This window comes from Lysobacter changpingensis (genome assembly GCF_017308985.1).
In the GTDB taxonomy this organism is placed as follows: domain Bacteria; phylum Pseudomonadota; class Gammaproteobacteria; order Xanthomonadales; family Xanthomonadaceae; genus Lysobacter_J; species Lysobacter_J changpingensis.
The window spans coordinates 58,777-71,033 of sequence record NZ_JADWPE010000007.1; the positions used below are offsets into that span (position 1 = coordinate 58,777).

Annotated in this window: 11 protein-coding genes; 2 read left to right on the forward strand and 9 right to left on the reverse strand. The window is 69.0% G+C overall.

Annotated features, from left to right (window positions below; translation table 11 throughout):
* The 6 genes from I4U41_RS16025 to I4U41_RS16050 all read right to left on the reverse strand — a co-directional run bounded on the left by I4U41_RS16025 (position 1) and on the right by I4U41_RS16050 (position 4,928).
* Positions 1–1,305 carry an O-antigen ligase family protein gene (locus I4U41_RS16025; RefSeq protein ID WP_206862181.1) on the reverse strand — a complete coding sequence of 435 codons (1,305 nt, stop codon included), beginning with the start codon at positions 1,303–1,305 and terminating at the stop codon, positions 1–3.
* Positions 1,292–2,413 (reverse strand): glycosyltransferase, encoded by a 1,122-nt coding sequence (locus I4U41_RS16030; RefSeq protein WP_206862182.1) that lies wholly within the window; start codon positions 2,411–2,413, stop codon positions 1,292–1,294. Before I4U41_RS16030 ends, I4U41_RS16025 begins: the two co-directional genes overlap by 14 nt.
* Positions 2,414–2,459: 46 nt before the next feature.
* Positions 2,460–2,660 carry a zinc-finger domain-containing protein gene (locus tag I4U41_RS16035; protein WP_206862183.1) on the reverse strand — a complete coding sequence of 67 codons (201 nt, stop codon included), beginning with the start codon at positions 2,658–2,660 and terminating at the stop codon, positions 2,460–2,462.
* Positions 2,661–2,731: 71 nt separating this feature from the next.
* Positions 2,732–3,442 carry a pirin family protein gene (locus I4U41_RS16040; RefSeq protein ID WP_206862184.1) on the reverse strand — a complete coding sequence of 237 codons (711 nt, stop codon included), beginning with the start codon at positions 3,440–3,442 and terminating at the stop codon, positions 2,732–2,734.
* Positions 3,443–3,706: 264 nt separating this feature from the next.
* Entirely contained in the window at positions 3,707–4,285 is a 579-nt protein-coding gene (locus I4U41_RS16045) for a YceI family protein (RefSeq protein ID WP_242525297.1), read from the reverse strand.
* A gap of 43 nt (positions 4,286–4,328) precedes the next feature.
* On the reverse strand, positions 4,329–4,928 hold the full coding sequence (locus I4U41_RS16050) for a malonic semialdehyde reductase (protein ID WP_206862186.1): 600 nt from the start codon (positions 4,926–4,928) through the stop codon (positions 4,329–4,331).
* Positions 4,929–5,035: 107 nt separating this feature from the next.
* On the opposite strand from I4U41_RS16050, the gene I4U41_RS16055 reads away from it, so the two are divergent.
* Positions 5,036–6,043, forward strand: coding sequence for an ELM1/GtrOC1 family putative glycosyltransferase (locus I4U41_RS16055; RefSeq protein ID WP_206862187.1), 1,008 nt, complete (start codon positions 5,036–5,038; stop codon positions 6,041–6,043).
* A 17-nt stretch (positions 6,044–6,060) separates the two neighbouring features.
* Here I4U41_RS16055 and glnE read toward each other — a convergent pair whose 3' ends face one another.
* The 3 genes from glnE to groES form a co-directional block, all read right to left on the reverse strand.
* Positions 6,061–8,886: a bifunctional [glutamate--ammonia ligase]-adenylyl-L-tyrosine phosphorylase/[glutamate--ammonia-ligase] adenylyltransferase gene (gene glnE / locus I4U41_RS16060; RefSeq protein ID WP_206862188.1), complete on the reverse strand. Its 2,826-nt coding sequence runs from the start codon at positions 8,884–8,886 to the stop codon at positions 6,061–6,063.
* Between the two features lie 347 nt (positions 8,887–9,233).
* Entirely contained in the window at positions 9,234–10,874 is a 1,641-nt protein-coding gene (groL, locus tag I4U41_RS16065) for a chaperonin GroEL (RefSeq protein WP_206862189.1), read from the reverse strand.
* 136 nt (positions 10,875–11,010) lie between these two features.
* On the reverse strand, positions 11,011–11,298 hold the full coding sequence (groES, locus tag I4U41_RS16070) for a co-chaperone GroES (protein ID WP_206862190.1): 288 nt from the start codon (positions 11,296–11,298) through the stop codon (positions 11,011–11,013).
* A gap of 548 nt (positions 11,299–11,846) precedes the next feature.
* On the opposite strand from groES, the gene I4U41_RS16075 reads away from it, so the two are divergent.
* Complete coding sequence (locus tag I4U41_RS16075) at positions 11,847–12,254, forward strand: helix-turn-helix domain-containing protein (RefSeq protein ID WP_206862191.1); 408 nt, start codon at positions 11,847–11,849, stop codon at positions 12,252–12,254.
* Positions 12,255–12,257 lie beyond the last annotated feature (3 nt).

A 12,257-nucleotide genomic window follows, 5' to 3' on the forward strand; every position in this document is an offset into this window, starting at 1 on the left:
CTATTCGCGCGCGAGCAGGCTGCCCGCGTACAGCGCGGCGAGCAGCAGCGTGAGGCCGCCCCAGAAGGTCGAATAGAACGCCAGGTGCGTGTTGAGCGGGAACAGCGTCACCGCCAGCGCCCACATCGCCGGACGCGCGCGTTCGCGGGCCTGCTCGTCGGCGAAGCGCCATGCGCGCCACGCCAGCGCGAGGCCCGCCAGCCACATCAGCATGCCGAACGCGCCGGTTTCGCTGAGCACTTCCAGCACGATCTGGTGCGCGTGCAGCGCCGGGCCCGTGCCCCACACGGCGAGCGCTCCGGGCTCGGGATCGCAGGCCGGGAACGCCTCGCGGAAGCCGCGCGCGCCGACGCCGTTGATCGGATGCTCGCGCACCATGCACAACGCCGCGCTCCAGATGCGCGCGCGTCCGGACAGCGCGCTGTCCACGCCTTCCACGTCGGCGGACACCGCATGCGCCGTGCGCGCGATGCGTTCGCGCACCTGCGGCGATGTGATGGAGAGCGTGCCGACCGCGATGGCGCCGATCGCGAACACGCCGATCAGCTTCTTCCAGCCCACCAGCCGCCAACCCGACAGCACCAGCGCGAGCGCATAGGTGATCCACGACGCGCGCGAACCGGCCAGCACCATCACCACGCCCACCGCGGCGGCGGCAAGCAGCCAGCCGACCGTGCCCATGCGCCGTCCGCAGGCGAACAGCAGGAACGGCGACAGGCTCGCCAGCACCGGCCCGAGCTTGAGGTTGCACGGACCCAGCACGCCGCTTAGGCGGTCCACGCCGGCGACTTCCTGCGGCGTGCACATGCCGTGGCCGCTGATGGCGATCTTGATGCCGTCGATGCCGGAGAACAGCGGGCTCGTGCCGGTGGCCGCCTGCACCAGCGCGTCCAGCGTCCAGATGCCGACGATGATCGCCAGTCCGCCGAAGGTGATGCGCCGTCCGCGCGGATCGGCCACCGCCGAGGCGACCAGCCACAGGAACGGCAGGTAGCGCAGGTCCACCGCCGCTTCGCGCAATGCGCGCGCGGGGTCGATCGCGTCGATCGCCGACACCAGTTCCGGCGTCCAGTAGGCGAAGAACAGCACGCTGGTGAGCGCCCATGCGGGGTTGCTCAGCAGTTGCTCGCCGCCACGGAACCGCGACAGCGCCAGATGGACGATCGCCACCAGCGCGCCGAGGACCAGCACGCCTTCCGCATAGCCCGGTGCCGGCCACAGCGCGACATACGCCAGGATCCACGCCGGCGCCCAGCGCCAGCCGCGCACGCGCGGCCCGGCCGAAGTGGCGTCAGCGGGGTTCATCGATGAGCTCGGCGTAGACGGCAAGCGTGGCCTCCTGCATCGCACGCAATGAATGCGGAATCGTAGCCGGCGGCGCAGGCGGATGCGTAAGAAGTTCGTAGCCGCCGCGGCGCAGTGCGTCGAGGTCGAACGGTGCCACCGCACAGCCGGGTTGCCACTTCGCCAGCAGTTCGCCGACACCCCCGTGCGCCCAGCCGAGCACCGGACGCCCGACCGACCAGGCTTCCAGCACCGTGCGCCCGAACGCCTCGGGCTTGCGCGAAAGCTGCAGCACCACGTCGCTGGCCGCATAGGCGCGCGCGATCGCATCGGTCGGCGCGGTGAAGGCGACCGCCTCGGCGATGCCGAGCGTCGCCGCTTCGCGTTCGAGTTCGGCGATGTACGCCTCGCGCCCGGCCTCGCGCGCGCCGGGGAGCCAGAGGCGCGCGTCGATTCCGTCCGTGCGCAGCCGCGATAGCAGCGCGAGCGCGTCCGCATGTCCTTTCAGGCGCGTGCCGCGACCTGGCAACAGCAACAGCGGCCCGTCGCCGCCCAGCGCGGGGTGGAGCGACGCGGCCCAGGCACGCGCTTCGTGATCGGGACAAGCCGCGCGCGGAAACGTGCGTGGATCGATGCCGCGCGGGATCACCCGCAGCTTCGCCGCATCGACCCTGGGGTAATGGCGCAACACGAATTCGCGCACGGTGCCGGACACGCAGATCACGCGTTCGCCGCGCGTCATCACCGCGCTGTAGCGCGACGGCGAATTGAGCCCGTGCACGGTCGTCACCCAGCGCGGACGCTTCGAAGCCGGCAGGCCCCGCAGGGCGAATTCGCCGACCCATGCGGGCAGGCGCGAACGCGCATGCACGAGGTCCACGCGCTCGCGCCCGATGAGCGCGCGCAACGCGAATACGTGGCGGAAGGTCAGCAGCGACTTGCGGCCGATGTCGAGCGCGATGTGCTCGGCGCCGAGCGCGGTCAGGCGCGGCACCAGCCGCCCGCCTTTCGACACGACGATGGCGCGATGGCCGGCGTCGACCAGCGCCTGGGCGATCTCGAGGGTGGAACGTTCGACGCCGCCCGATTCGAGGGCCGGGAGCAGCTGGACGACGGTCAGCCGGCGCATGCGCGGCTCCGCGGCGGGTGTTCGCGGCACCGGCGTCGGGCGGGGATCAGTCTTCCAGCACGAAATGCGCGCCGCAGTACGGGCACTGCGACTCCCCGCCTTCGGCTTCGATCGGCAGGTACACGCGCGGATGCGAATTCCACAGCGCCATCGAGGGCAGCGGACAGCTCAGCGGCAGGTCGGCGCGGTGCACGACGTAGCGCTGCTGGGCGTTGGCCTGGGTCGGATGGGCGTTGGCTGCGGTCATGATCGGACGGTGTGGCGACGCGGGGCCGCAAGTTTACCAGCCCCGGCGCGAAGACCGCCGCCGCACGGCGGTTATTCGGGCAGGTCGAACAGCAGCACCAGCGCGCGTCCGTCGCCGCCGCCCTGGAGGCGCAGCGTGCCGGCCTCGCCGCGCAGGCCCAGCGCGTCGCCGGCCGCGAGCGGCGTGTCCTCGTTGACCGTCACCCGGCCCGACACGACCTGCACCCAGTACAGCCGGGAAAGATCCAGCTCGAACTCGGCCGTCTCGCCGCGATCGAGCCGCACCTGCAGCACCCGCGCGTCCTGCCGGATCGCCAGGCTGCCGTCGGCACCGTCGCCCGAGGCGAGCAGCGTCCAGCCCCGTGCATCCGCCGGCACGGCCGCACGCCGGGCGTAGGCGGGCGCGTGGTTCAGGCGCGAAGGCTGGATCCACATCTGCCACAGGTGCAGCGGTCCGGACGCGGACGCGTTGCGTTCGGCGTGCTGCACGCCGTGGCCGCCGCTGAGCCATTGCAGTTCCCCGGCGCGAACGGTGCCGCTGCCGCCGATCGCGTCCTCGTGCGCGAGTTCGCCTTCGACGACGAACGCCAGCAGTTCCATGTTCGCGTGCCGCGCGGTGTCGAAACCGGCGCCGGCTTCGAGGCGATCCTCGTTGAGCACGCGCAACGGGCCAAAGCCCATCCACTCGGGGTCGTAGTAGCCGCCGAAGGAAAAGGCGTGGCGGCCTTCGCGGCCCTCTGCGGTGGAATGGCCACGGGAGTTGGCGGGGCGGTGGACGATCATCGTTGTTTTCGTCATTCCAGCGAAAGCTGGAGCCCATTTTGCCCTTTCGGGCCGTGCTTCCGCTCGCTTTCCTGCGAGGGACACTTTTCGCGCCCGGTGGCGCGCGTGTCGATGACGGGCTGCGTTCGATGGATGCGAGGTTCGGGGCGTCGTGCATTGGGCCGTGTCATCGGCGCAAGCCGTCGGCGCATCACCGCATCGCACGTCACGCCCCTCACCCCAACCCCTCTCCCGCAGGGAGAGGGGCTCAAAGCACAAACCGTCTTACTTCGCCGCCACAACCGCTTCGGTCGTGATGCGGATCGTCACGTTGTCGCTCACGTTCGGCGCGTACTTGTCCACGCCGAAGTCGCTGCGCTTGATCGTCGTGGTCGCGTCGAAACCCGCCGCGGCGCGCTTGGCCATCGGCTGCTCGCCGATCTTGTTGATCGTGGTGTCGAGCACCACCGGCCTGGTCACGCCCTTGATGGTCAGATCGCCGAACACGCGCAGCTTCTTGTCGCCGGCGGCTTCGACCTTGGTGCTCTTGAAGGTGATGTTCGGGAACTTCTCGGCGTCGAAGAAATCGGCGCTGCGCAGGTGCTCGTCGAACTTCTCCACGTGCGAATCCAGGCCCGCCAGCGGGATCGTCACTTCGACCTTCGAGGTGCCGACGTTGGTCGGATCGTAGGTGATGCTGCCGTCGACCTGGCCGAAATGCGCGACCGGGTTGGAGAAGCCGAAGTGGCTCCAGCTGGCGACCACGTCGGTGTGGTTCGGGTCGATCTTGTAGGTGACGGGCGCGGCGAAGGCCGCGGTGCTGGCGGCGATCAAAGCCGCGGTCAGGGCGATGCGCTTGAACATGGAGGGCTCCGGTGTGGGTGTCGGACGAACGGGTACTGCGGGATTACAGGATCCGCGCCGCCTCGTCGAAGGACAGTCGCGGCGAGCGGGGGAACAGCCTGGCCGTGTCGCCATGGCCAAGGTTGATCAGGAAATTCGACTTGATCTTCGTGCCGGCGAAGAAGGTTTCATCGACCAGCGCGTTGTTGAAGCCCGACATCGGGCCGGTGTCCAGGCCCAGCGCACGCGCGGCCATCAGCACGTAGGCGCCCTGCAGGCTGCCGTTGCGCAGCGCGATGGTGGCGAGGTCGGCCTCGGGTTTCCCGTCGAACCAGCCGCGCGCGTCGGTGTGCGGGAACAGGTACGGCAGCTTCTCGTAGAACGAGAGGTCGTAGGCGACGATCGCCGTGACCGGCGCGGCCATGGTCTTGGCATGGTTGCCTTCGTCCAGCGCGGGGCCGAGCTTGGCCTTGGCTTCCTTCGACTTCACGAACACCAGCCGCAGCGGCGACATGTTGGCGCTGGTCGGGCCCCACTTGGCCAGGTCGTAGAGCTGGCGCAGGGTCTCGTCGCTGACCTCGCCCGTGAGTTCGTTGTGCGTGCGGGCGGTGCGGAAGAGCTGGTCCAGCGCGGACTCGGGCAGCGGGGCGGTGGCTTGCGACATCGTGTACTCCAGGAAAGATCGCGCCGATGCCGCGATCGAAGGTTCGAGAGTGTAGAGTCTGACACGTTCGCAACAGCCGACTGATCCGGAACGGATTAATCACAAACGTGCAACGAACGAGGACCGATCAACGCCGTACCGCAGCCGCGACTTCACGCGGCCCCGCGACCTGGACCCTGACCGACGGCCACGCCGGCAACGTGCGGCAGGCGCAGGCGCTGGCCGCCGCGCTGGGCGAGCCGTTCCGCGCCTGGACGCTGGCGCCGCGCACGCCCTGGCGCTGGTTCGCGCCGCGCGCCGTGCCCGGTTCGTCGAATGCGTTCGGCCCGACCTTCGAGCGGGCGATGCGGACGCCGCCGTCGCTCGCCATCGGCTGCGGTCGCCAGTCCGCGCTGGCGACGCGGCTGTTGCGATCGCGCGGCGCACGTGCGGTGCAGATCCTCGATCCCAGAATCGACACGCGCCACTGGGACCTGGTCATCGCGCCCGAACACGACGGCCTTCGCGGCGACAACGTTGTCACGCTGGTCGGCAGCCTGCATCCGGTGGACGACCTGTGGCTCGCGGCCGGCCGCCACGCGTTCCCCGAGCTCGGCGCCCTGCCCGGCCCGCGCACCGCCTTGCTCATCGGCGGCGCCAGCGCGCACGCGCGGTTCGACGGCGACACCTACGAAACGCTGCTGGAACGCGTCGAACGCATCGCACGCGAGGAAGGCGGCAGCGTGCTCGCGACCACCTCGCGCCGCACGCCGGCGCACGTGGGCTCGTCCTTGCGCGATCGTCTGCGCGGCGTCCCCGGCCTGATCTGGACAGACGGCGCCGACGGCCCGAACCCCTACGCCGGCCTGCTCGCCTGGGCCGACCGCATCGTCTGCACTGCCGACTCGGTCAACATGCTGTCCGAAGCCTGCGCGACGTGGGTGCCGGTGTTCGTCGCGGGACACGAGCAGATCGAAGGCCGGCCACGACGGTTCGTCGAGTCGGTGCTGCAAAGCAGTCGCGTGCGCGCGTTGGACGAGACGCTGGAACCGTTCGCCGTGAAGCCGCTGCGCGAGACGGCGCGCGTGGCGGCGGAAGTGGCGACGCGCCTATCGATCGGTCGCGACGCGAAGTAACGACGTCGTCGCACGCCTCAGCCGTCGAACACCAGCCCATGCGCATGCGTCGCGGCGATGATCGCTTCGCGCGCGCTTGCGATGCCGTCGTCGATCGGCAATCGCCGCGGGCGGCGGTCGAGCGTGCACGCCAAACCGGCATCGACGAGCCTGCCGTGGGCCTGCGTCAGCGCGTCGATCTCGTCGGCGCCGAGCCATCCGCCTTCGCCGATGACCCCGATGAGTTCTCGCGTGTTGCGTGAGGCGAGCCACTGCGCGTGCTGCGACGAATGCGCGAGCACGGCGTACTGCAGCAGGAATTCCAGATCCACCAGGCCGCCTTCGCCCTGCTTCAGGTCGAATGCGGACGCGTCGCTGCGATCGAGTTCCGCACGCATGCGACGGCGCATCGACACCACGTCCTCGCACACGCGCTGCGTGTCGCGTTCGCGCGACAGCGTCTGGCGCCGCACGTCCTCGACGTCGGCGCCGAGCGATTCGTCGCCGGCGACGAAACGCGCACGCACCAGCGCCTGGTGTTCCCACGTCCAGGCGCGATCGCGCTGGTAGTCGCGGTAACTCGCCAGGCTCGACACGAGCAGCCCTTTCGCGCCGTCGGGACGGAGCCGCACGTCGACGTCGTACAACCGTCCCGCGCCGGTGACCGCGCCGAGCAGCGCGACGACCTTCTGCGCGACGCGCGCGAACCAGCGCGTGGCTTCGAGCGGACGCGCGCCCTCGGAATGCGCGTGCTCGCCGCCGGGGGCGTCGTAGATGAAGACCAGATCGAGATCGGAGCCGAAACCGAGTTCCTCGCCGCCGAGACTGCCGTAGCCGATCACGGCGAAACGCGCGCCGGGTACGCGACCGTGCGCGTCGGCGACCTCGTGTTCCGCCAGGCGCAGCACGCGCATCACCACGCCATCGGCGAGCCACGCGAGCTGCCGCGCGCCGTCCACCGCCGACAATCGGCCGTCGCGCAACGCCATGGCGATGCGGAAGCTGAGCGCCTGGCGGACTTCGTTCAAGGCCTGCAACACGGCTTCGGCATCGTCGTCCGCGTCGCGCGCGACCTCCGCGCACGCGGCGTGCAGTTCGTCGCGACCGGGCAGCGGACCGGCCACGCGCGCGTCGAGCAGCTCGTCCAGCAGCAGCGGATACGACGCGAGCCGTTCGGCCAACAGCGCGCTGTGCGTGACGACTTCGACCAGCCGCGCGAGCGCGACCGGCTGTTCGTCCAGCAGCGCGAGGTACGCACTGCGACGCAGCACGTTGTGCAACAGCGCGAGCAGGCGTCGCAGCGCGAGCATCGGTTCGCTCGACGCGGCGGCGGCCTGCAGCAGCGCCGGCATCACGCGATCGAGCCGCGCACGCGCGTTGTCGGACAGGCCGCGCACACCGGGACTGCGCGCGAAATCGCGCAGCGGGCCATCCGCGTTGCCCGCTTCGATGAAGCCGGCGTCGGCGAGCGCTTCGCTGTCGCCGCCCTCGGGCAGCGCGCGCCAGTACGTGGTCAGTGCGTCGGGGGCGTTCCTGCGTCGGCGCGGCGCGAGCAGCGCCTCGAACTCCGCGGTGACGCGCCCACGCTGCGCATCCAGCGCGTCGCGCAGCGCGGGCCAGTCGTCGAAACCAAGCGCGAAGGCGATGCGGTCGCGGTCGTCCTCGCGTTCGGGCAGCGCATGGGTCTGCGCATCGCGCAGCATCTGCAGGCGGTTTTCCAGGCGACGCAGGAAGCGGTACGCCTGCGCGAGCAGATCGCCCGCATCGGCGGACATCTGCCGAGCCTCGACCAGCGCACGCAGCGACGGCAGGAGCCGGCGATCGCGCAGGTTCGGCTCGCGACCGCCGTAGATCAGCTGCAACGCCTGCACGAGGAATTCGATTTCGCGAATGCCGCCCGGCCCGCGCTTGATGTCGTCGGCCAGTTCCTTGCGCGCGACTTCGGCGGTGATCGCCGCCTTCATGCCCCGCAGGCCGTCGAGCGCGCCGAAATCCAGGTAACGGCGATAGACGAACGGACGCAGGCTGTCGAGGAAGCGCTCCCCCGCCTGCGCATCGCCGGCGACGGGGCGCGCCTTCTGCCAGGCGTAGCGCTCCCAGTCGCGGCCTTCGCGCTGGAAGTACTGCTCCATCGCATTGAACGACCACGCCACGCGGCCGGCGTTGCCGTAGGGGCGCAGGCGCAGGTCTACGCGATGGCAGAAGCCGTCGACGGTGGGTTCGTCCAGCAGCTTGGCGAGTTGCTGCCCCAGGCGGGCGAAGTAGTGCTCGGCTTCGAGCGGACGCGCGCCGTCGCTGCTGCCGTCGTGCTCGTAGGTGTAGACCAAGTCCACGTCGGAACTGAAGTTGAGTTCGCCGCCGCCGAGCTTGCCCAGGCCGAACACGACCAGCCGCAGGGCGTTGCCATCGCGATCGCGCACCACGCCGTGGCGCTGCGCGAACTCGCCTTCGGTGGCGTCGAGCGCCATCTGCAGGCAGCGTTCGGCCAGATGCGTGCTGCCGGCGAGCGTGGCGTCCACGTCGTCCAGGCCGAGCACGTCGCGCCAGATCAGGCGCGTGGAGCCCGCCGCGCGGTAACGGCGCAGCAGCGCGGGCCAGTCGCTCCGGTTGTCGGCGTCGAGCACGGGCTCCGCGGGCGGCCGGGCGCCATCGTCGTCGATCAGGGCTTCGAGCAGCTCCGGCTGCCGGACGAGCGTGTCTATGGCGAAGTCGCTGGCGATCGCCACGCGTTCGAGCCGGGCGATCGCGTGCGGGTCGGACAGGAGTTCGCCCCGATCGGGCACCGCCGCGCGCAGTCGCGCGAAGGCGCGGGCGAGGAGCGGTTCGAAGCGGGTGGGGGTCGAAGCGGACGCGGGGGAAGTCATCGCGCCGATTCTGTCATGCGCGTTCCACTCGTCGGCTGTCGCACCGGCGCGCGTGCCGCACTGCACCTTCCGACGAGCGGGCAAATAAAAAGCCCGCCCCGGTCGAACCGGTTGCGGGCCTGCTCCCTCCCCCACGTCGGGATGCGCGTTGATCGTGAAGGAACCGTTAGGTGCTTTGCACGCTGCACTGCAAAATAGAACTCAGCGGTTCAAATAGCGATCCAATGGGCGTCCGGCCGCCGCCCTGTTCAGCTTGCGGCCTCCCCGCACAGGATCGGGAAAAGAGGCAAAAAAGAACCCCGCATCGCTGCGGGGTTCTTCGTACAGCTTGTGACGGGGAGCCGGACTTAGAAGTCCATGCCGCCCATGCCGCCCATGCCGCCGGCGCCCGGCATCGCCGGCTCGTCCTTCTTCGGCAGCTCGGCGACCATCGCTTCGGTCGTGATCATCAGACCGGCGATCGACGCGGCGTTCTGCAGCGCGGTGCGGGTGACCTTGGTCGGGTCCAGGATGCCGAACTCGAGCATGTCGCCGAACTCGCCATTGGCCGCGTTGTAGCCGAACGCGCCCTTGCCTTCGATGACCTTGTTGAGGATGACCGAGGGCTCTTCGCCGGCGTTGGTCACGATCTCGCGCAGCGGCGCTTCCATCGCACGCAGCGCGATCTGGATGCCGTGGTTCTGGTCTTCGTTGGCGCCCTTCAGGCCCGAGATGGCGGCCTTGGCGCGCAGCAGCGCGACGCCGCCGCCCGGGACGATGCCTTCTTCCACGGCAGCGCGGGTGGCGTGCAGCGCGTCTTCGACGCGGGCCTTCTTTTCCTTCATCTCGACTTCGGTCGCGGCGCCGACCTTGATGACGGCCACGCCGCCGGCCAGCTTCGCCACGCGCTCCTGCAGCTTCTCGCGGTCGTAGTCGGAGGAGGTCTCCTCGATCTGCGCCTTGATCTGCTTGATGCGGCCTTCGATGCCCGAGGCTTCGCCGGCGCCGTCGATGATGGTGGTGTTCTCCTTGGAGACCTGCACCTTCTTCGCGCGGCCGAGGTCCTTGATGGTGGCCTTGTCCAGCTGCAGGCCGACTTCCTCGGAGATCACGGTGCCGCCGGTCAGGATAGCCATGTCTTCCAGCATCGCCTTGCGACGGTCGCCGAAGCCCGGGGCCTTCACGGCGCAGACCTTCACGATGCCGCGGATGGTGTTGACGACCAGCGTCGCCAGCGCTTCGCCTTCGACTTCCTCGGCGATGATCAGCAGCGGCTTGCCGGCCTTCGCGACGCCTTCCAGCACCGGCAGCAGGTCGCGGACGTTGGAGATCTTCTTGTCGTGCAGCAGGATGAACGGATCGTCCAGTTCGGCCTGCATCGACTGCTGGTTGTTGATGAAGTACGGCGACAGGTAGCCGCGGTCGAACTGCATGCCCTCGACGACGTCGAGTTCGTTCTCGAGGCCCGAGCCGTCTTCGACGGTGATCACGCCTTCCTTGCCGACCTTGTCCATCGCCTGCGCGATGAGGTCGCCGATGTTGGTGTCGCTGTTGGCCGAGATCGCGCCGACCTGGGCGATTTCCTTCGAGGTCGAGGACGGCTTGCTGATCTTCTTCAGCTCGCCGACGGCCTCGGTCACGGCCTTGTCGATGCCGCGCTTGAGGTCCATCGGGTTCATGCCGGCGGCGACGGCCTTCATGCCTTCGCGGATCAGCGCCTGCGCCAGCACGGTGGCGGTGGTGGTGCCGTCACCGGCGTTGTCGGAGGTCTTGGAAGCGACTTCCTTCACCATCTGCGCGCCCATGTTCTCGAACTTGTCGGCAAGCTCGATTTCCTTCGCGACGGACACGCCGTCCTTGGTGATGGTCGGGGCGCCGAAGCTCTTCTCGAGCACGACGTTGCGGCCCTTCGGGCCGAGGGTTGCCTTGACGGCATTGGCGAGGATGTTGACGCCGCGCACCATCTTGACGCGCGCGTCCTCACCGAAACGGATTTCCTTGGCTGCCATGGTTCTTAACTCCGGGATTCGTGATTCGTGAATTGTGATTCGTGAAAGCGACAACCGTGGGCTTCGTGATGCGGTAGGGATTCGTCAGCGCGTGGCGCTCTTTCGAATCACCAATCCCGAATCACGAATCACGGTTTCAGCCGAGCACGGCGAAGATGTCGTCTTCCTTCACCACCAGGTATTCGGTGCCGTCGAGCTTCACTTCGGTGCCGCTGTACTTGCCGAACAGCACCTTGTCGCCGGCCTTGACCTTCGGGGCGCGCACGTTGCCGTTGTCGAACACCTTGCCCTCGCCCACGGCGACGACTTCGCCCTTGATCGGCTTCTCGGTGGCCGAGTCCGGAATCACGATGCCGCCGGCGGACATCTTTTCTTCTTCCATGCGCTTGATGACCACGCGGTCGTAGAGCGGCTTGATATTCATGGCGACTGAAACCTCCGAAGAGTTCGTAAGTGGTTGATACAACGGAAAAAGTGACGGAATTTTAGCAGTCGCCCACGACGAGTGCCAAGGTCGCGGGCAAACAGAACCCGGCGAACCGGGATGCGGGGGAGATGGGGTGGCGGCGGAACCTTTCAAGGCCTGCGCGATGCATTGACGCATATCGCGAGGCTTCCGGCGCAAACGCGGGATGCGGGCGAACCCGGCAATCGCGCCGGGTTCGACGCGCCCAAAAAGAAAGAGCGCGTCCCGTGGAACGCGCCCTTTGGTATCGGAGTTGCCGTCCTGGCCCGGCGCCATCCCTGCGCACGTGCTCCGAACCGACGCCTGACACGGCGCACGTGAATGGTGTGCAGTTCGTCGCGTTCGAGCCAGAGGCGAGGTGGCCCAGCCTGCTGACCAGCGGTAGCCGCCTTGGCGCATTCTTTGGCAGAATCTGCGATCCGAGCGTGCTCCTCGTGGCGACGACGCTACCGTCAGCGCACAGCTTGGTGTGTATGTCGTTCACCTTGTGACCATCGGTAGCCAACATGACGCCCCAGCAGCGCATCCGTCTTGCCCGTCGCCACGCCGGCCTTTCGCAGGCCGCGCTGGGGTCGAAAGTGGGCGTGCAGCGAAGCGCCGTCGGCCATTGGGAAGCGACGCGCGGCAAGTTCCCCAGCGTGGCTCATTTGCGCGAGATCGCGCTGGTCACCGGGGTGCAGTTCGAATGGCTGGCGACCGGGCGCGGCAACATGAGCCTGTCGGCCGACACGGCGCTCGATTCGGTCGCGGCGGCCGACGCGATGCTGGTGGAGGACCCGCTGGAGCTGCGGCTGCTCACCGCGTTCCGCGCGGCGCCGACGCGTTCCAAGGCGCCGCTGGTGGAAGTGGTCGAACAACTGGCCGAGCTGCGCACCGGCCGTCCGCGCACCGCGGCGAAGGCGGCGGGCGCGTAAGGG

Excerpts from the sequence above, each read along its gene's own strand:
- I4U41_RS16050 (WP_206862186.1), bottom strand. The coding sequence starts at position 4,928 with ATGTCGCAAGCCACCGCCCCGCTGCCCGAGTCCGCGCTGGACCAGCTC.
- I4U41_RS16040 (WP_206862184.1), bottom strand. The coding sequence starts at position 3,442 with ATGATCGTCCACCGCCCCGCCAACTCCCGTGGCCATTCCACCGCAGAG.
- glnE (WP_206862188.1), bottom strand. The coding sequence starts at position 8,886 with ATGACTTCCCCCGCGTCCGCTTCGACCCCCACCCGCTTCGAACCGCTC.
- I4U41_RS16025 (WP_206862181.1), bottom strand. The coding sequence starts at position 1,305 with ATGAACCCCGCTGACGCCACTTCGGCCGGGCCGCGCGTGCGCGGCTGG.
- groL (WP_206862189.1), bottom strand. The coding sequence starts at position 10,874 with ATGGCAGCCAAGGAAATCCGTTTCGGTGAGGACGCGCGCGTCAAGATG.
- I4U41_RS16045 (WP_242525297.1), bottom strand. The coding sequence starts at position 4,285 with ATGTTCAAGCGCATCGCCCTGACCGCGGCTTTGATCGCCGCCAGCACC.
- I4U41_RS16035 (WP_206862183.1), bottom strand. The coding sequence starts at position 2,660 with ATGACCGCAGCCAACGCCCATCCGACCCAGGCCAACGCCCAGCAGCGC.
- I4U41_RS16075 (WP_206862191.1), top strand. The coding sequence starts at position 11,847 with ATGACGCCCCAGCAGCGCATCCGTCTTGCCCGTCGCCACGCCGGCCTT.
- groES (WP_206862190.1), bottom strand. The coding sequence starts at position 11,298 with ATGAATATCAAGCCGCTCTACGACCGCGTGGTCATCAAGCGCATGGAA.
- I4U41_RS16030 (WP_206862182.1), bottom strand. The coding sequence starts at position 2,413 with ATGCGCCGGCTGACCGTCGTCCAGCTGCTCCCGGCCCTCGAATCGGGC.